Annotated in this window: 18 protein-coding genes; 11 read left to right on the top strand and 7 right to left on the bottom strand. The window is 62.1% G+C overall.

Translation table 11 applies throughout. From position 1 onward, the window contains the following. Positions 1–5: 5 nt before the first annotated feature. Positions 6–1553: a S1C family serine protease gene (locus tag D9M09_RS23445; protein WP_240453456.1), complete on the top strand. Its 1548-nt coding sequence runs from the start codon at positions 6–8 to the stop codon at positions 1551–1553. A gap of 70 nt (positions 1554–1623) precedes the next feature. Here D9M09_RS23445 and D9M09_RS23440 read toward each other — a convergent pair whose 3' ends face one another. From D9M09_RS23440 to yjgA, 3 genes are all read right to left on the bottom strand, one after another. Next, positions 1624–2292 (bottom strand): alpha/beta hydrolase, encoded by a 669-nt coding sequence (locus tag D9M09_RS23440; RefSeq protein ID WP_099409140.1) that lies wholly within the window; start codon positions 2290–2292, stop codon positions 1624–1626. Next, entirely contained in the window at positions 2289–2918 is a 630-nt protein-coding gene (mog, locus tag D9M09_RS23435; RefSeq protein ID WP_070224232.1) for a molybdopterin adenylyltransferase, read from the bottom strand. The genes D9M09_RS23440 and mog overlap by 4 nt, the downstream gene beginning before the upstream one ends. Before the next feature lie 89 nt (positions 2919–3007). Next, positions 3008–3607 (bottom strand): ribosome biogenesis factor YjgA, encoded by a 600-nt coding sequence (gene yjgA / locus D9M09_RS23430; RefSeq protein ID WP_070224233.1) that lies wholly within the window; start codon positions 3605–3607, stop codon positions 3008–3010. Positions 3608–3699: 92 nt separating this feature from the next. Here yjgA and pmbA point away from each other — a divergent pair, with 92 nt between their 5' ends. After that, on the top strand, positions 3700–5052 hold the full coding sequence (gene pmbA / locus D9M09_RS23425; RefSeq protein WP_070291024.1) for a metalloprotease PmbA: 1353 nt from the start codon (positions 3700–3702) through the stop codon (positions 5050–5052). 46 nt (positions 5053–5098) lie between these two features. Here the strand turns inward: pmbA and D9M09_RS23420 are convergent, their stop codons facing one another. The 3 genes from D9M09_RS23420 to D9M09_RS23410 form a co-directional block, all read right to left on the bottom strand. After that, the gene (locus D9M09_RS23420) at positions 5099–6229 is read right to left on the bottom strand and encodes a cytochrome-c peroxidase (RefSeq protein WP_240453455.1); all 1131 of its coding nucleotides are present in this window, start codon (positions 6227–6229) and stop codon (positions 5099–5101) included. Between the two features lie 235 nt (positions 6230–6464). After that, positions 6465–8174, bottom strand: a complete 1710-nt coding sequence (locus D9M09_RS30015; protein ID WP_121670506.1) for a methyl-accepting chemotaxis protein — start codon at positions 8172–8174, stop codon at positions 6465–6467. Positions 8175–8542: 368 nt separating this feature from the next. Continuing rightward, the gene (locus D9M09_RS23410; RefSeq protein WP_034746346.1) at positions 8543–9667 is read right to left on the bottom strand and encodes a M14 family metallopeptidase; all 1125 of its coding nucleotides are present in this window, start codon (positions 9665–9667) and stop codon (positions 8543–8545) included. Positions 9668–9808: 141 nt separating this feature from the next. Between D9M09_RS23410 and D9M09_RS23405 the strand changes: the two genes are divergently transcribed. Next, complete coding sequence (locus D9M09_RS23405; protein ID WP_070291026.1) at positions 9809–10063, top strand: hypothetical protein; 255 nt, start codon at positions 9809–9811, stop codon at positions 10061–10063. Between the two features lie 235 nt (positions 10064–10298). On the opposite strand, the gene paaX is transcribed toward D9M09_RS23405, so the two are convergent. After that, positions 10299–11228, bottom strand: a complete 930-nt coding sequence (paaX, locus tag D9M09_RS23400; RefSeq protein WP_070224237.1) for a phenylacetic acid degradation operon negative regulatory protein PaaX — start codon at positions 11226–11228, stop codon at positions 10299–10301. Between the two features lie 267 nt (positions 11229–11495). On the opposite strand from paaX, the gene paaA reads away from it, so the two are divergent. From paaA to paaI, 8 genes are all read left to right on the top strand, one after another. Further along, entirely contained in the window at positions 11496–12485 is a 990-nt protein-coding gene (gene paaA / locus D9M09_RS23395) for a 1,2-phenylacetyl-CoA epoxidase subunit PaaA (protein ID WP_121670505.1), read from the top strand. 28 nt (positions 12486–12513) lie between these two features. After that, a complete protein-coding gene (paaB, locus tag D9M09_RS23390; RefSeq protein WP_070224239.1) occupies positions 12514–12798 on the top strand; it encodes a 1,2-phenylacetyl-CoA epoxidase subunit PaaB in 285 nt (94 codons plus the stop codon). A 14-nt stretch (positions 12799–12812) separates the two neighbouring features. After that, positions 12813–13565, top strand: a complete 753-nt coding sequence (paaC, locus tag D9M09_RS23385) for a 1,2-phenylacetyl-CoA epoxidase subunit PaaC (RefSeq protein WP_121670504.1) — start codon at positions 12813–12815, stop codon at positions 13563–13565. After that, on the top strand, positions 13565–14092 hold the full coding sequence (paaD, locus tag D9M09_RS23380) for a 1,2-phenylacetyl-CoA epoxidase subunit PaaD (RefSeq protein WP_121670503.1): 528 nt from the start codon (positions 13565–13567) through the stop codon (positions 14090–14092). The genes paaC and paaD overlap by 1 nt, the downstream gene beginning before the upstream one ends. A gap of 40 nt (positions 14093–14132) precedes the next feature. Further along, a complete protein-coding gene (gene paaE, locus D9M09_RS23375) occupies positions 14133–15212 on the top strand; it encodes a 1,2-phenylacetyl-CoA epoxidase subunit PaaE (protein ID WP_121670502.1) in 1080 nt (359 codons plus the stop codon). A gap of 74 nt (positions 15213–15286) precedes the next feature. Continuing rightward, positions 15287–16078, top strand: coding sequence for a 2-(1,2-epoxy-1,2-dihydrophenyl)acetyl-CoA isomerase PaaG (gene paaG, locus D9M09_RS23370; RefSeq protein WP_121670501.1), 792 nt, complete (start codon positions 15287–15289; stop codon positions 16076–16078). Between the two features lies 1 nt (position 16079). Further along, positions 16080–17645 (top strand): 3-hydroxyacyl-CoA dehydrogenase PaaH, encoded by a 1566-nt coding sequence (gene paaH, locus D9M09_RS23365; protein WP_121670500.1) that lies wholly within the window; start codon positions 16080–16082, stop codon positions 17643–17645. Next, positions 17638–18090: a hydroxyphenylacetyl-CoA thioesterase PaaI gene (gene paaI / locus D9M09_RS23360; protein ID WP_070224245.1), complete on the top strand. Its 453-nt coding sequence runs from the start codon at positions 17638–17640 to the stop codon at positions 18088–18090. Before paaH ends, paaI begins: the two co-directional genes overlap by 8 nt. The last annotated feature ends 6 nt before the right edge of the window (positions 18091–18096 follow it).

Here is an 18096-nt window from a genome sequence, read left to right as displayed (position 1 = left end):
GCTCAATGAAAACTCGTCCGTGCATCACCCTGATGGGCCGCGCCTTCCTGGCGCTGGCCCTTTCTTTTTCCCCCTTGATGACGCTGCGGGCGCTTGCCGCCGAGACCACCGCCAGCGCTTCGGCGCTGGAAAATTCCGTCGTCAAGGTGTTTTCCACCCTGCGCGGGCCGGACCCGTATAAACCGTGGAGCAAGGCCGCGCCGCAGGAGGTGACGGGCTCCGGCGTCGTCATCGAAGGCCGCCGCATCCTCACCAATGCGCACGTGGTCGGCTATGCCAGCCAGGTGCAGATCCAGGCCAATGGCGCGGGCGACAAGATACCGGCCACCGTGCTGGCCATTTCGCGCGGCATGGACCTGGCCTTGCTGAAGATCGACGACGACAGTTTTTTCGCCAGCCACAAGGCGGTGCCGCGCGCCAATGTCTTGCCCGACGTGCGCGATGCCGTGCTGGCGTATGGCTATCCGACGGGCGGCACCTCGCTGTCGATCACCAAGGGTATCGTGTCGCGCATCGAATTCGTGCGCTACAACTTTCCCGTCTCCGGCCTGCGCATCCAGATCGATGCGGCTATCAACCCGGGCAATAGCGGCGGCCCCGTGATTGCCGGTGACAAGATGATCGGCCTGGCCTTTGCGGGCATGCTCAATGCGCAAAACATCGGCTACATCATCCCCAACGAGGAAATCGAGCTGTTCCTGCGCGACCAGGAAGGCGGCGCGCCCAAGGGCAAGCCGGCCATGCGCGACGTGACGCAAACGCTGGAAAACCCCGCGTTGCGCACCTACCTGAAACTGGCCAAGGGTGTCGAGGGCGCCGTCGTGATGACGCCGGCCAGCAAGGATGCCGCCTATCCGCTCAAGGAGTGGGATGTCATCACGCATATCGGCGATTTTCCGGTCGATAACCAAGGCATGGTCAAGCTGAATGCCAACAGCCGCGTGCGCTTCCAGTACCGGGTGCAGCAGTTGGCGAAAGACGGCGAATTGCCGTTGACGGTGGTGCGCCAGGGCGCGCCCCTGAAAATCAAGGTGCCCGTCTCGGCGGCGCACCCGATGCTCATCAGCGGCCTGCAGGGCAGTTATCCTTCCTATTTCATCTTCGGCCCCATGGTGTTTTCGCGCGCCACGACGGAATTCATGGCGGCGCCCAATGGCAACCCGGCGATCTTGGGCGGCATGGCGTTCGCCGGCAATCCGCTGGCCACGCGGCGCGGCGATGCGCCCGATGCCGAGCGCGAAGAGCTGGTGGTGATCGCCGCGCCGTTCTTCCCGCACAAGCTGATGAATGGCTACAGCACCCGTTTCTTCTCGGTCGTCGATTCCGTCAATGGCGTGCGCGTGCGCAGCCTGGCGCACCTGGTGGCCTTGCTGCGCGACCAGACCGATGAATTGCTGACATTCCGCTTTCAGCAGCGCGATGCGGAAATGGTCGTCGTGCCCCGCAAGGAGATGCTGGCCGCGACGGAATCGGTGCTGACGGACAACGGCATCCGCTCGGAAGCGTCGGCCGACATGCTGAAAATCTGGAATGCAAAAACGCCGGCGAACTGATCGTTCCCGGCGCTTCGTACTTTACGTACAGGTACAACAACAGGCGCGGCGCACACCGCGCCTGTTTTTTTTAAGCCAATACTTTTTTCAGCCACGCGCCGATGGCGTCGATTTCTTCCTGGCATAGCGAGTGCTGCATCATGTATTCATGCCATTCCACCTTGTAACCCATGCCGGTGAGCAAGTCGCGCGACTGCTGCGCGCGGCCGATCGGCACCACGGGGTCGGCTGTGCCATGCGCCATGAAGATCGGTGTTTCCAGGCTGGCTGGGGTGCGCTCAAGAGCCGTCTTGTCGGCCAGGGGCAGGTAGCCGGACAGGCACATCAGGCCGGCCAGCGGTTCCGCATGGCGCAAGCCCGTTTGCAAGGTCATGGCGCAGCCTTGCGAGAAGCCGGCCAGGATGATGCGGCTGGCGGGAATGCCGCGCGCCTTTTCGCGCGCGATCAGCGCTTCGATTTGTCCCTGCGAGGCGCGCAAGCCGCCTTCGTCTTCGCGGCGCACGAGGTCGTTTACGAGGATGTCGTACCAGGCGCGCATCACATAACCGTTGTTGATGGTGACGGGCATGGTGCCGGCGCTGGGGAAGATGAAGCGGATGGCGGGGCAGCCGCGCAGGTCCAGCTCCTTCACCAGGGGCACGAAATCGTTGCCGTCGGCGCCCAGGCCGTGCATCCAGATGATGGAAACGGTGGGATTCGGTGCGCTGTCGAGTTCTATGGTTTCCAGCAAGGTGCTCATGTATTTTCCTCAGGTAATGGTTGCGCCGGACGCAGCGCCGATTTGGGACGGAAGGCCTTGCAGATGGCCGGGTCGGTTTCCATGTAGGGACCTCCGATGAGGTCGATGCAATACGGCACGGCGGCAAAGATGCCGTTCACCAGTTGCACGCCGTCGGCGTCTTTCAAGCCTTCCAGGGTTTCCTTGATGGCTTTCGGCTGGCCCGGCAAGTTCATGATCAGGCAAGCGCGCTCGGGCGTTTCGCGGATCACGGCCACCTGGCGCGACAGGATGGCCGTCGGCACGAATTGCAGGCTGATCTGGCGCATCTGTTCGCCGAAACCGGGCATTTCCTTGGTGCCCACGCTGAGCGTGGCGTCCGGCGTGACGTCGCGCCGCGCCGGGCCAGTGCCGCCCGTCGTCAGGATCAGGTGGCAGTGGTTCAGGTCGACCATGTCGATCAGGGTGTTTTCAATTTGCGAGCGCTCGTCCGGGATCAGGCGCTTTTCCAGGCGGAACGGCGTGCGGATGGCGGCGGACAGCCAGCTTTCCAGGGCGGGGATACCCAGGTCTTCATACACGCCGCCGCTGGCGCGGTCCGAGATCGACACGAGGCCGATAATCAATTCGTCTTCTATCGTGGTCATGGGCACCTCTCTATGTCGTAAAAAAACCGGGCTGATCCCGGTTTTTCGCTGCTTTCGGGGTCAGACCCGCCGGGTCTGACCCCAGTTGCTTATTCGTCTTCTTCTTGCTCAACGCCATCTTCATCGGCATCTTTCTTGCCGCTGTTGTTCTTCTTGGCGATCTCTTTCAAGATCTGGAAGATTTCGCGGTAGGCTTTCGGCGGCTTGTTCTCGGCTTGCTCCTTGCGGGCATTGCGGATCAGGGTGCGCAGGTGCTGCACGTCCAGCTCCGGGTTTTCCGACAGCAAGACGGTGAGCGCCTTGTCATCCGTCAACAGCTTGTCGCGGCGGCGTTCCATCGCGTGCATATTGGCCGTGTCGGCTTTCGACAAGCCTTTCCAGCTATCGATGGTGCGTTGGATGGCGGCAACTTCTTCTTCATCCAGGGTGCGCATTTTCTTGCCCACGTATTGCAGCTGACGGCGGCGGCCTTCGTGATCCTTGATTTGCTGGCATTCGAGAATGGCGTCGCGCACGTCTTCCGGCATCGGGACGCGCTTGACGCGGTCGCGTGCCTCATTGACGAGTTCTTCGCCCAGCTTTTGCAGGACGGTCATCTGGCGCTTGAGTTCCGATTTCGACGGACGTTCATATTCCTGTTCGAATTCGGTGGATTGGAAGCCGCAAGCTCCCCGGTTTGGATTTGGCATGATAAGGCGGGATTGGCCGCGTAGGCCGCACCTGTAAACTGTAAACGACTGCTATGATAACCTTTTTAGCGGCTTTCCGAAGAAAACAGCGCATGAACGACTCCGTATTTACCCATAGTCAAGAGCAATTGCAGCAACTGGCCCGTGATGTGTTGTCTTTTGCGCGGGAAGCGGGCGGCACCGACGCTGCCGTCGAGGTCAGCGAAGGCGGCGGCCTGTCCGTTTCTGTACGAAAAGGCAAGATCGAGACGATCGAGCAAAACAAGGACAAGGGCATGGGCGTCACCGTGTTTGTCGGCAAGAAACGCGGCAATGCCAGCACCTCCGACTTTTCGCCGTCCGCCCTGCGCGCCACGGTGGACGCCGCTTACAATATCGCGCGCTTCACGGCCGAGGACGATTGCGCGGGCCTGGCCGACGCCGACATGCTGGAAATGTCCCCCCGCGATTTGCAACTGTTCTATCCCTGGCTCATTTCGACCGAGGAAGCCGTCGCACTGGCCCAACGTGCCGAAGCGGCCGCGTTTGCCGTCGATCCGCGCATCACGAACAGCGAGGGCGCCAGCGTGCACGTGCAGCAATCGCACTTTGTGTCCGCCAATTCGCGCGGCTTCATCGGCGGCTACCCGTTTTCGCGCCACACGCTGTCCGTGGCACCCATCGCCGGCAAGGGCGCGAAGATGCAGCGCGACGACTGGTATTCGTCCGTGCGCGACGCCGCCAAGATGTCGAGCCCGGAAGCCATCGGCCGCTATGCCGCCGAGCGCGCGCTGTCGCGCCTGAACGCGCGCAAGCTGGGCACGCGCACTTGCCCCGTGCTGTTCGAGGCGCCGCTGGCGGCCGGTTTGCTCGGTACCTATGTGCAAGCGACCTCGGGCGGCGCCCTGTACCGCAAATCCACATTCCTGAACGATTCACTGGGCACGCAGGTGCTGCCGTCGCACGTGCAGATCTTTGAAGATCCGCACGTGATCGGCGGCGTCGGTTCGGCGCCGTTCGACGAAGAAGGTGTGAAAACCGTCAGCCGCGACGTCGTCAAGGATGGCGTGGTGCAAGGCTATTTCCTGTCGACTTATACGGCCCGCAAGCTGGGCATGCAGACGACGGGCAACGCGGGCGGTTCGCACAATCTGTACCTGACCTCGAGCCTGACGGCCGCCAGCGACGATTTTAGTGCCATGCTGAAAAAGCTGGGCACGGGCTTGCTGGTGACGGAACTGATGGGACAAGGAACCAATTACGTGACAGGCGACTATTCGCGCGGCGCGTCCGGTTTCTGGGTGGAAAATGGCGTGATCCAGTATCCGGTGGAAGAAATCACGATTGCCGGCAACATGAAGGACATGCTGCGCAACATCGTTGCCGTAGGCGCCGACGTGCTGCGCCGCGGCACCAAAGAGACGGGTTCCATCCTCATCGAGAGCATGGTGGTGGCCGGCGGCTGAGTGCTTGGGGACCCGCCGCGGCTACGCCGCGCAGGCGCCCCATGCTTTACTGCTGGACTTGATAGCCATCCGTCAGGGTGGCCAAAAATTTCACCATATCTTCGATCTCGCCTGCCGTCAGCGCGGGCGCCATGCCCCGCTTGCGGTCGAACGGCCCCTCCTTGACGTTGACGTTGGCGCGGTACCTGGCGGGTAGGTCATTGAATTTCTGCACTTTTCCCCGCTTGTCGCGCGGATACCATTCTTGCGGATGTGTATCGCGCCGCACATAGAAGCGCAGGGCATCGGTCAGGTTGTCGAACACGCCGTTATGGAAAAATACCTGGCGCGTGGCGACATTACGCAGGCTGGGCACCTTGAAGGCGCCGCATAACGCTGCTTTTTTTGCCAGGTCCGTGCGGTCGGGGCCGCACAAGCCCAGGTCGAAATAGGCGGGGTCGGCCGTGGCGGGAATGCGCGTATTGCGCGGCACGCCCAGATTGTCGAAACTGAAGTCCGTAAACAAGGGCGGCGCGCCATGTTCGCCCCGCACGCTGGGGTGGCAAGCGGCGCAATTGCCCTTGCGTTCATCGTTGAACAGGGCCAGGCCCCGCAATTCGGCCAGCTCCAACGGAACCTTGTTGGCCAGGTAGAGGTCATATTTGGAATCGTAGCGGTGAAAATCCGGCTCTTCCTGCTGGAATTGCTGCAAGGCATAGGTGATGCGGCGAAAGGCCTGTTGCGGTTGCGCAAAGATGGCAGCGCCAAAGACGTGCCGGAATGCTTCCGCGTAACTGCCGTTGCGCAGCCGTTCCACCACTTCATCCGTGCTTGCATTGGCCATTTCGTGCGCTGCCAGGAAAGGCCGTTCCGCCTGCTCCGCCAGGCTGGCGGCGCGGCCGTCCCAGTTGATGCCGCCGTTGGGCGCGCCTTCCTCATCAAAGCGGAAGGGCGGAGTGTGTTCCAGGTAGCGCAGCGATGGCGTGGCGCGGTAGCCGTGCGCCCGACCATCGGCGCCTCCCAGTTGCACGGCCAGTTTGTTGCCGGGCGCGTAAGCGTGGGCCGGGTCATGGCAGCTGGCGCACGACTGCTTGCCCGAGGCGGACAGGCTGGCATCGTGGAAGATGCGCCGCCCCAGCTGGGCGGCAGGGCTGAGTTCGGCCGCCGTGCCTGGCATGCCGTGCAAGCCAAGAAACAAGAATATGCACACGTGTGCAAATCGGGTCGGTGAAAATCGCGCCTCAGCGCGTGGCTGGTCTTTGATGGTCATAGGTGGGTGCTTATCGGCAAGGGGAGGGACGAACAATGCTGCGCCCAGTATAGGCAGCAATGGCCGGCGTGGCAACGATTAGCGATGCTGCGCTGCGCCATGCACAGTGCCGCTGCCGTCGCGCCAGACGGCGGCAGCGGCGGCTGGCTGCTGCCCGGTCTGGTCAGTATTGTTCCCACTCGCCTTCCGCCACCATGGCCGGCGCGGTACTCTTGCGGCTGGCGGGGGCGTTGGCGACGAGCCGGGGCTGGGCCGCCGTGGCGGCTGCGGGCCGTGGCGCCGGCTTTGGCTCCGGCCGCGATGCTGGCGCGGCTGGCGCCAGCGCCTGTGTGCCGTCGAGTTTGAACACGCTGACGGCTTCGGCCAGGATGCCCGCTTGATCCTGCAGCGCTTCGGACGCGGCGGCCGCCTCTTCCACGAGGGCTGCATTTTGCTGGGTCACGGCGTCCATTTCCGTGATGGCCTGGTTGATCTGTTCAATGCCCGCTTCCTGCTCGTTGCTGGCGGACGTGATCTCGGCCATGATATCCGTGACGCGCCGCACGCTATTGACGATTTCCTCCATGGTGCTGCCCGCCTGGTTCACGAGGGTGCTGCCAAGACTGACCTGGTGCACGGAATCGTCGATGAGGATCTTGATTTCCTTGGCGGCGGAGGCGGAGCGGTGGGCCAGGTTGCGCACTTCCGTGGCGACCACGGCAAAGCCCCGTCCCTGTTCGCCTGCCCTGGCTGCTTCCACGGCCGCATTCAGCGCCAGGATATTGGTCTGGAAGGCAATGCCGTCGATAACGCTGATGATGTCGACGATTTTCTTCGACGAGGCATTGATGGAATCCATGGTGGTGATTACTTCCGCCACCACCTGGCCGCCCTTGCTGGCCACGCTGGAGGCCGATTGCGCCATCTGGTTGGCCTGGCGCGCGTTTTCGCCATTCTGCTTGACGGTCGACGTCAGTTCTTCCATCGACGAGGCCGTTTCTTCCAGCGAGCTGGCTTGCTGTTCCGTGCGCGAAGACAGGTCCATATTGCCGGAGGCGATTTCACGCGAGCCGTGGGCGATGGCGTCCGTGCCATGGCGCACGCGGGCCACGATGCCTTGCAGATTGTCATTCATCTCTTTCAAGGCGCGCAGCAGCTGGCCCGTTTCATCGTTGCCGCGCGCGTCGATGCTGACCGACAAGTCGCCGGCCGCCACCCGTTGCGCCACCTGGACGGCTTCGGCGATGGGCCGGCTGATGGAACGGCTGATCAGGATGGCCAGCGCGATGGCAATGGCCGTCGCCGCGATGGACAGGGACAAGGTCAGGATGATGGCCATGCGCCCATCGGCGGCGGCTTGCTTGCCTTCGCTTTCCATCAGCGATTCCTGGAAGCTGGTCATGGCCGCCAGGGCCGTCAAGAATTTTTCTTGCGGATAGCGCAACTGCGTCAACAGGAAGATGCCCGCCGTTTCTGATTTGCCTTCTTGTAATAGCTTGATGTTCGCATCGCGCGTCCTGGCATAGCTTTCGCGGCTGCTCATCACGGCCTGGAGCAGTTCCTGGCCCTTGGGCGTGTTGATCATGGTTTTCAGGCGCGCCAGCAGCTCCGTATTCTTTTTGATCGAGGCCTGAATCTTGGTCACGGAACTGCTGACTTCGTCGGCATCGTTGGCGCCGATGATGGCGATGCTCAGCAGGCGGGCCTGGATATTGACCTCGGACTGTATCGTATTCGACAACATGACCTTGACATAGCGGTCGTTGAGAATTTTTTCCGTCGAGGTGTTGATGTTGCGAATGCGGCTGATGGAAACAAATGCCACCATGGCAAGCAGGACAATGATCAAGCCGAAACTGACGGCCAGGCGGGTACTGATTTTAAGCTTATACATAGGTCATTCATCCTCGGCGAAAAGCGGAAAGCGTGCGCAGGGAATCGTCCCGCGGACAGGCTGTGTCCATTCAAGACGATGCTGATGCGGTCAGTTTGCGTTACAGAAAGCTAATTCGGCAGGGACAGGGCCGTGGATGCGTATTGCCGGTGGCCGGGAAGTCATTGGCGACCCGCCCGGCGGGATATTCTTGCGGGGCAGCGCAGCGTGGCGCGGCCCGATTCTGTTGCTTAGTGTAGGACGATAATTTCTGACAGGCAAGATGTTAGGAAAAAAATCCGCTCGGCCAGCAACGCTTGTCGTGCGGTCAAAAAAAATGCCCCGGCGAGCGGGGCAAGGGATCAGGCAGGCCGTGTCGGCCCAGGCGCTCAGGCGCGCAAGGTGGACAGGATAGGTTGCAGCACGGCCGCGCCCAGTGCGGCGCTGCGGGCGCCGCTCCAGCCCGTTTGCGGGTCGGGATCGTTGGCGTTGTCCTTGAACGGTAATTCCAGGGTCAGCGACAGGCAGCCGAAGGCGTGCGTGATGTGGGGCGAGCCCATGGTCAGCACTTCCGGCGTGAACGGGCCGTCTTCATAGCCATGCTCATCCTGGAAGTCGGGGCTGGCCACCTTGAAGTCGGCGATGAAGCGGTCTTGCTCGGCCTTTTGTGCTGGCGTGAAATTTTCCAGCGCATCGCTGCCGGCCACGAAGACGTAGGGCAAGCCTTCGTCGCCATGCACGTCGAGGAACAGGTCGCAACCGATTTCATGCATTTTCTGTTTCACCAGGAATACTTCCGGGCTGCGCTCCATGGTCGGCGTCATCCATTCGCGGTTCAGGTTGGCGCCGGCCGCGTTGGTGCGCAGGTTGCCGTGCACGGAACCGTCCGGGTTCATGTTCGGCACCACGTAGAAGACGGCGTCCTGCAGGCACTGGCGGGCAAAGGGATTGGCCTGGTCCAGCAAGGCTTCAAGCATGCCTTCGACAAACCACTCGGCCATCGTCTCGCCCGGATGCTGGCGCGCGATGACCCAGACTTTTTTCTCGGCATCGGCGTCGCCGACGACCAGCAGATTCATGTCGCGGCCTTCCACCGTGCTGCCCAGGTCGATCAGGCGCACGAGCGGCGACGCTTGCGCGCTGTCGATCAGGGCCAGGTGGCGGTCCCATGGGTACGGTTCGAAATAGGCGTAGTAGACGCTTTCTTCCTCGGGGGTGTGTTCGATGGTCATCACCGTGCCGTCAAAGCTGGTCGGCACGCGGAACCAGGTTTCGCGGTCGTAGCTGGCCACGGCCTGGTAGTCTTTCCAGCCGTCCGGGTAGGCGGACTTGCCGGCATTCATGAAGCGGATCGTGCACGCCTCGCCTTGCGCGCCTTGCAGGCGGAAGTAAAACCACTGCGTGATGTCGGCGTGGGAATCCTTGCGGATGTTCAGTTCGATGGACTGGGCATCGTCGGCGCGCAGCACCTCGATCGCGCCGGCGTCGAATTGCTGGCTGATTTTAATGGTCATGAGTGTTCCTGATAAAAACGTATGGGTTTTGCATCGTGTGCAATGGCCCGATGATACCTGTTTTGCGGTGGCCTTTGTGCTGGCGCAAACGATGACGGACATGCTTTGCTAACGTGGAAGCTCCGACATGGGGAGATCATCATGGACGACCATAGCAACCACATACGCGAACTGGAAAAGAAAATCAGCGCCCTCAGCGACGCGCTGGCGCACCTGGGCAAGGGCACGACCTTGCAGGAATTGCTGCGCATCATACGTTTCCCCGGCTACACGACGCCGGCCGAATTCAGCTTCAACGTCGCCATCCTCGACACCATGCTGGTGCAGGCCAATGCGCTGGAAAAGCTGGGGCAGGATTTGCTGGCGGGGGCCAAGCAGGTGGTGGCAAAACAGTGAGCAGGCGGTGACTTACAACACCTAACAAAACCGTAGCGAGCGGAAGGGAGTTGTGGTTGAGAAGCGCAACTGTACGAAGGTACAGTGAGCATCGCAGGCCGCAAATACCGACGCGCAGTAGGTTTTGATAGGTATTCTTATTCCTGAACACCTGAAAAATGGCCAGGGCAAGGCGCAGGGCCGCAGGCAGTACGAACGTACGCCCAGGCCCTGCAACGCCGCCATGGACGTTTTATCAGGTGTTCAGTCCGCCGAAGCGTTCGTAAAACCACGGCTCCACGTCCGGCGCGTGCTCATCCTCGCGACGCAGGGTGGCCAGGATGTGTTCCTCAGCAGGTGCATACGTGATGCGGTACAGGTCGCGCGCCAGCGCATAGGCTTGCGTGCCAGGCCACGGTTCGGGCAGCAGTTCGACGGGCAGTTGCGGGTCGTGCAACTGCACGCGGCGGTAGGCGTGCGTCAGCAGCGAGCGGATGACGAACGCCTGCTCCGCATCGAACACGGGTTCTTCCTGCAGCAGGGTCAGCAGCGGCTGGAAGCTGGCGATGAATTTTTCGTAGCCGGCCATCACTTCCGACAAGTCCCAGCAGTCGCCCACCATGTCGCGCAGGGGACGCGTGCTGACACCCGGCAACTCTGTTGTGTGGCAGACATACAGCTTGCCCTGCACCTCGTTGCGCACGAGGATATCTTCCAGCGCCTCCGCATTGCTGGCCGGATGGCCAAAGATGCCGGGAGAGATCAAGCCGTAGCCCGCCCACAATAATTCCTTGCGCAGCGCGCCCCGTTCGGCGGCGCCGATGCTGCCGGCCGGACCGATCACCAGGGTCCAGCTGCCATCCCAGTGCACGACCAGCGGCGCGTAGATGCGGCGGTAGGCGCGTTCGAAGCGGGCCAGCGCCTCCGGGCGTATCGCATAGGCGCTGCGGCGGCCGTCGCGCTGCGAGCTGAGCCAGCCTTCCTGCGCCAGGCGGAACACGCTGGTGCGCAATAGCCGGTCATTGACGCCGAATGGCGCCAGCAGTTCGATCAGGCTGCCCAGCCAGATGGCGCCGCCGCGCGGCACGATGGCGTCGCCGAAGATGGTCATCACCAGGGACTTCGAGCGCGGTGGGTCGCTTTCCAGGAAATCGGCTATCCATGCCGTGCAGCGGGTGTTCTTCATGTGGTTCCGGTCTGGCCGTGTTGCGGTCGGTTCAATAAAAGCAGCAGTTTACTTGGCTGCGCGGGTAGCGCGGCAATAATTTGCCGGAAGCGCGGGTAGCGCCCCATGGTGTTTTCTCATAAGCAATATCATACGCACAAAAAAGCTGCACAAGATACGATTTTTTAAAATGATTCACATCAAGTGTATGCAAATCGTTTTTTGTATCGTATTATCTGTTTATCGCACCGCGTTGCTGCGCAAAATCAAAGACATGGGAGACACATCATGTACGCACAAATGGTTGAAACCGGCCTCAAGAACGTCCGCTCCATCGACGACATGGGCCAGGAAGAGCGCGCTTTCCAGGCGCGCATCGACGAAGGCATCAAGATCGAGGCCAAGGACTGGATGCCGGACGCCTACCGCAAGACCCTGATCCGCCAGATTTCGCAGCACGCCCACTCGGAAATCGTCGGCCAATTGCCCGAAGGTAACTGGGTCACGCGCGCACCGACCCTGAAACGCAAATCGATCCTGCTGGCGAAGATCCAGGACGAAGCGGGCCACGGCCTGTACCTGTATAGCGCCGCGGAAACCCTGGGCGTGTCGCGCGACGATTTGCTCGCTGCCTTGCACTCGGGCAAAGCCAAATATTCCAGCATCTTCAACTATCCCACCCTGTCGTGGGCCGACATGGGCGCCATCGGCTGGCTGGTCGACGGCTCCGCCATCATCAACCAGATTCCCCTGTGCCGCTGTTCCTACGGTCCGTATGCGCGCGCCATGATCCGCGTCTGCAAGGAAGAATCGTTCCATGCGCGCCAGGGCTACGACATCATGATGTCGCTGTGCAAGGGTACGCCCGAACAGAAAGCCATGGCGCAGGATGCCTTGAACCGCTGGTGGTGGCCATCGCTGATGATGTTCGGCCCGTCCGACGCCGCCTCCGTCAACAGCGCCCAATCGGCGCAATGGCGCATCAAGCTGTTCTCGAACGATGAATTGCGCCAGCGCATGGTCGACCAGACCGTGCCGCAAATCGAATACCTGGGCTTGACCGTGCCCGATCCCGACCTGAAGTTCAATGCGGAGACGGGCCACTATGAATTCGGCGAGATCGACTGGGCCGAGTTCAACAATGTCCTGAAGGGCAATGGCCCGTGCAATCGCGAACGTTTGCAAACGCGCGTGAAAGCGTATGAAGACGGTGCATGGTTCCGCGATGCCTTGGTCGCGTATGCCGAAAAGCAAGCCGCTAACAAAGCAGCAGCGTAATTACATAAGACAGATAGGGGATAGCAACATGAGCAAAGAATGGCCTTTGTGGGAAGTTTTCATCCGCAGCCAGCACGGCCTGGCGCACAAGCATGTGGGCAGCCTGCACGCCTCCGACGCCGCGATGGCGGTCAACCATGCGCGCGACGTCTACACGCGCCGCAATGAAGGCGTGAGCATCTGGGTGGTGCGCGCGGCCGATATCGTCGCCAGCAGCCCCGGCGACAAGGGCGCCCTGTTCGAACCGTCGAACAGCAAGGTGTACCGCCATCCCACTTTCTTCCCGATGCCGGAAGAAGTCAAGAACCTGTGATGGGAGCGCCTGCAATGGATGACAAGGTCAACTACCTTTTGCGCCTGGGCGACAACGCCCTGATCCTCAGCCAGCAGCTGTCGCAGCTGTGCGGCAAGGGACCGGCGCTGGAAGAAGACATGGCGCTGACCAACGTGGCGCTCGATCTGTTGGGCCAGACGCGCTTGTGGTTCAGCTATGCGGCGGAACTGGAAAACGCGGGCCGCGACGAGGACGACATCGCCTTCTTGCGCGACGCCCACGATTTCAAGAACTGCCTGCTGGTCGAACAGCCGAACGGCAATTACGCCGACACCATGATGCGCCAGTTCTTCTTCGACAGCTGGCACTACTTCCAGCTGCTGGAACTGACGAAATCGTCGGATGGTCGCATCGTCGAAGTGGCGCAAAAGTCGATCAAGGAAGTGACGTATCACTTGCGCCGCAGCGGCGACCTGATCGTGCGCCTCGGCGACGGCACGGCGGACAGCCATGCGAAAACGCAGGCCGCGGCCGACAAGCTGTGGATGTACACGGGCGAGATGTTCACGTACGACGCCGTCGACCAGGCCATGGTCGCGGCCGGCATCGCGCCGCCATCGGACATCCTGCGCCAGGCCTTCCTCGAGCACGTGGCCGAGATCTTCGCCGAAGCGACATTGACCATGCCGGCGCCTGACGCCTGGATGCAAAAGGGCGGCAAGCAGGGCACGCACACGGAGCACCTGGGTTTTATTCTGGCCGAGATGCAGTTCCTGCAGCGCGCCTATCCCGGGGCGGAGTGGTAATGAACACGCCCATGGCAGCGCTGGACGCGGCCCAGGTCTGGGCCTGGCTCGGCGATGTGCCCGACCCGGAAATCCCCGTCATTTCGGTGGTGGACCTGGGCATCGTGCGCGCCGTCGAAGTGACGGATGGCGATGCCTGCATCGTGACGATCACGCCCACGTATTCGGGATGTCCGGCCATGCAGGTGATCGCCGACGCTGTCACGGATGCCTTGCGCAGCCATGGCGTCGCCAAGGTGACCCTGGTGAACCAGCTGGCACCCGCCTGGACCACGGACTGGATGAGCGAGGCGGGCAAGGCCAAGCTGAAAGGCTATGGCATCGCGCCGCCGCAGCAGCAGGTGATCGATATCAGCGGCTTGCGTGGTGGCGTGAAACGGCAACCGATGCCCAAGCTGGACGTCATTTGCCCGAACTGCGGTTCCACGCATACGCAGCTGACCAGCCAGTTCGGCTCCACGCCGTGCAAGGCCCTGTACAAATGCCTGGCTTGCCGCGAACCGTTTGACTACTTCAAGTGCCACTAAAAAAATCAGGCACACGTTCCGAAGAAACTGGAGATGAAGCATGAGTAAATTTTATCCGCTGCGCGTAGCGAACGTGCGCAACGAAACACGCGACACCATCGCCGTCACGTTCGACGTGCCGTCTGAACTGCAGCAGCAGTTCCGCTTCCAGCAGGGCCAGCACCTGACCCTGCGCGCCAACATCAACGCGGAAGACGTGCGCCGTTCGTACTCGATCTGTTCGGCGGTGCAGGACGGCAGCCTGCGCGTGGCCATCAAACGCACGCCGGGCGGCGCCTTTTCCACCTGGGCCAACGACACATTGAAAGCCGGCGCCACCATCGAGGTGATGCCGCCCATGGGCCACTTCAACGTGCCGCTCGATTGCGTCAACCGCAAGCATTACCTGGCGTTTGCGGCCGGCAGCGGCATAACGCCCATCCTCTCCATCATCAAGACGACCCTGCTGACGGAACCCCTGAGCCGTTTTACCCTGTTCTACGGCAATCGCGCCTCGTCCTCCGTCATCTTCAAGGAAGAATTGACGGATTTGAAGGATGTGTACCTGGAGCGCCTGAATCTCGTCTACGTGATGAGCCGCGAGCAGCAGGACATCGAATTGTTCAACGGCCGTATCACGCAGGAAAAATGCGAACAGTTCCTGCAGCACTGGATCAAAGTCGAAGACTACGACAACGCCTTCATCTGCGGCCCGGAAGACATGATGCTCGGCGTGTCCGCTGCCCTGCAGGCGGCCGGCATGCCCAAGCAGAATATCAAGATCGAACTGTTCGCCGCCAGCATCCCGAAAAACGCCCACAAGCCGCGCGCCCAGCTGGCTGCGGATGCCGTGCAGGAAACGGAAGTGACCGTCATCATGGACGGCAACCATACCACCTTCATGATGGACAAGGACAAGGAGTCCATCCTCGACGCGGGACTGCGTCAGGGCATCGACATGCGCTACTCGTGCAAGGGCGGCGTATGCTCGACCTGCCGCTGCAAGATACTCGACGGCAAAGTCGAGATGGACGTCAACTACGCGCTGGAAGACTATGAAGTGGCGCGCGGCTTCGTCCTCAGCTGCCAGAGTTTCCCGCTGACCGACAAGGTCGTCGTCGACTTCGATCAGGCAGAATAAAAGCCGGGGTCAGACCCGCCGGGTCTGACCCCAGATTTCCGCTGCGGGCCAATAAATAAAAATAGCGAGATGCCATGACCTACCAAAACATCCTCTTCACCATCGAGCAGGGTATCGCGACGCTCACCCTGAACCGTCCCGACAAGCTCAATAGCTTTACGCAAGCCATGCACGAGGAAGTGCGCGACGCGCTTGCGCAAGTGAACGCCGACAGTTCCGTGCGCGTCTTCGTGCTGACGGGCGCGGGCCGCGGCTTTTGCGCGGGCCAGGATTTGTCCGACCGCGCCGTGGAACCGGGCTCGAAGGGCGTGGACCTGGGCGAATCGGTGGAAAAGAACTACGCGCCGCTGGTGCTGGCCTTGAAAGCCCTGGCTATGCCCGTGATCTGCGCCGTCAACGGCGTGGCCGCCGGCGCGGGCGCCAACCTGGCGCTGGCTTGCGACATCGTCATCGCCGGCAAGTCGGCCAGTTTCGTCGAAGTGTTCTGCAAGCTGGGCCTGATTCCGGACACGGGCGGTACCTTTTTCCTGCCACGGCTGATCGGTTCGGCACGCGCCATGGGACTGGCCATGCTCGGCGAAAAACTGACGGCGGAAAAGGCCGAGGACTGGGGTTTGATCTGGAAATGCGTGGATGACGCGCAGCTGGCGGAAGAGACGCGCAAGCTGGCCGTGCACTTTTCTACCGCACCGACCAAGGGCCTGGCGTACACCAAGCAGGCGCTGGCTCTCAGTGGCGCCAATACCCTGCCGCAGCAGCTTGCGCTGGAAGCGCGCATGATGAGCGATCTCGGTAACAGCGACGATTACCGCGAAGGCGTGGCCGCCTTCATGGAAAAGCGCACACCGCAATTCAAGGGACACTGATATGGCAGCTTTGGACAACAACAGTATCGTCGCCGTCATCGGCAGCGGCGCCATGGGCGCCGGCATCGCGCAGGTGGCGGCAGCGGCCGGCTACACGGTCAAACTGTACGACACGCGCGCGGAAGCGGTGAGCAAGGCTTTGCTTGATATCGGCAAGATGTATGCGAAGCTGGCCGAGAAGGGCCGCATGACGTTGGACGAAGCCACGGCCGCCACGGCGCGCCTGCAGGCGGCCGGCAGCCTGGCCGATGTGAGCGATTGCGCCCTGGTGGTGGAAGCCATCGTGGAAAACCTCGACGTCAAGCGCGGCCTGTTCGCCGAACTCGAAGCGTTGGTCAGCGACGACTGCATCCTGGCGACGAATACCTCGTCGATCTCCGTCACGGCCATCGCCGCCAAGCTGCGCCGGCCGGAACGCCTGGTCGGCATGCATTTCTTTAATCCCGTGCCCCTGATGGCGCTGGTGGAGGTGATCAGCGGGCTGGCCACCAGCGAGCAGGTCGCTGCCACCGTGTATGACACGTCCATCGCCTGGGGCAAGAAGCCCGTGCATGCGAAATCGACACCGGGCTTCATCGTCAACCGGGTCGCCCGTCCGTTCTATGCGGAAGGCTGGCGCTTGCTGAATGAACAGGCGGGCGATGCCGCCACCATCGATGCCGTGCTGCGCGAAGCGGGCGGCTTCCGCATGGGGCCATTCGAACTGATGGACCTGATCGGCCACGACGTGAATTTCTCCGTCACCCAGTCCGTGTTCGGCGCCTATTTCAACGACCCGCGCTTCACGCCGTCCGTGCTGCAGCAGGAAATGGTCAACGCGGGATTCCTTGGCCGCAAATCGGGCCGCGGTTTTTACCCCTATGGCGAAGGTGCGCCTGCACCCGTGGCGCAGGCGGAAGGCGCGCAGCCGAAGCCGGAATTCGTCGCCCTGTCGGCCGCCATCGGCGGCGACGGGCGGGGCCACAGTGGCATCATCCGCAGCCTGGTGCAGCGCCTGGAGCAGGCCGGCATTACCGTCAGCCGCCGCGTGACGCAGGAAGGCCAGGCGCATGACGAGGCGCCGGCCCTGCATTGCCATGGCGCCGCGATCTATCTGACCGATGGGCGCAGCGCCACCCAGCGCGCACACGACAACCAGCATCCGGACACGGTGCTGTTCGACCTGGCGCTCGATTACGCCAGTGCAAAGCGCATCGCCGTGGCCCGTGCCGACCAGTGCAGCGACGACGCCTACGCGGCCGTCGTCGGCCTGTTCCAGGCGGCCGGTTTCACCGTCACGCGCCTGGACGACGTGCCTGGCCTGGCCGTCATGCGCACCGTCGCCATGCTGGCCAACGAGGCGGCCGACGCCGTCAACCAGGGCGTGTGCACGGCGGATGCCGTCGATATCGCCATGCAGAAGGGCGTCAATTATCCGCGCGGACCGCTGGCCTGGGCCGATGCGGTCGGCGTTCAACAGATCGTGACCGTGCTGCACCACCTGGCGCAAGGCTATGGCGAAGACCGCTACAGGGTCTCGCCGCTGCTGCGCCGCAAACTCGCCAATGGAGCACCGTTTCATGCATAAGGAAGACCATATTCACGCTGCTCAGGCTTTGGCCGAAGCGGCTGCCGCCTCCATGCTGTCGCGCGATAACGCCACCGCCGCCATGGGCATCGCCCTGGCCGACGTGGGTCCCGGCCATGCGCGCATGACGATGACGGTGCGCGCCGACATGCTCAATGGCCACCAGACCTGCCACGGCGGTTTCATTTTTGCCCTGGCCGACAGCGCCTTCGCCTTCGCCTGCAACAGCTACAACATGAACACCGTGGGCGCCGGCTGCACCATCGACTACTTGGCGCCGGGCCGCGAAGGCGACGTGCTGACGGCGCACGCCGTCGAACAGGCGCTGGCGGGCAAGAGCGGCGTCTATGACGTCAAGGTCAGCAACCAGGAAGGCCGCGCCGTCGCGCTCTTCCGGGGCAAGTCGATCCGCGTGGCGGGCGAAGTCATACAAGAGCAGGCTTGAACTGCC

It is taken from the genome of Janthinobacterium agaricidamnosum (assembly GCF_003667705.1).
In the GTDB taxonomy this organism is placed as follows: domain Bacteria; phylum Pseudomonadota; class Gammaproteobacteria; order Burkholderiales; family Burkholderiaceae_D; genus Janthinobacterium.
The sequence above is the reverse complement of the archived record's forward strand: the minus strand, read 5'-3'. Positions and strand labels throughout refer to the sequence as shown.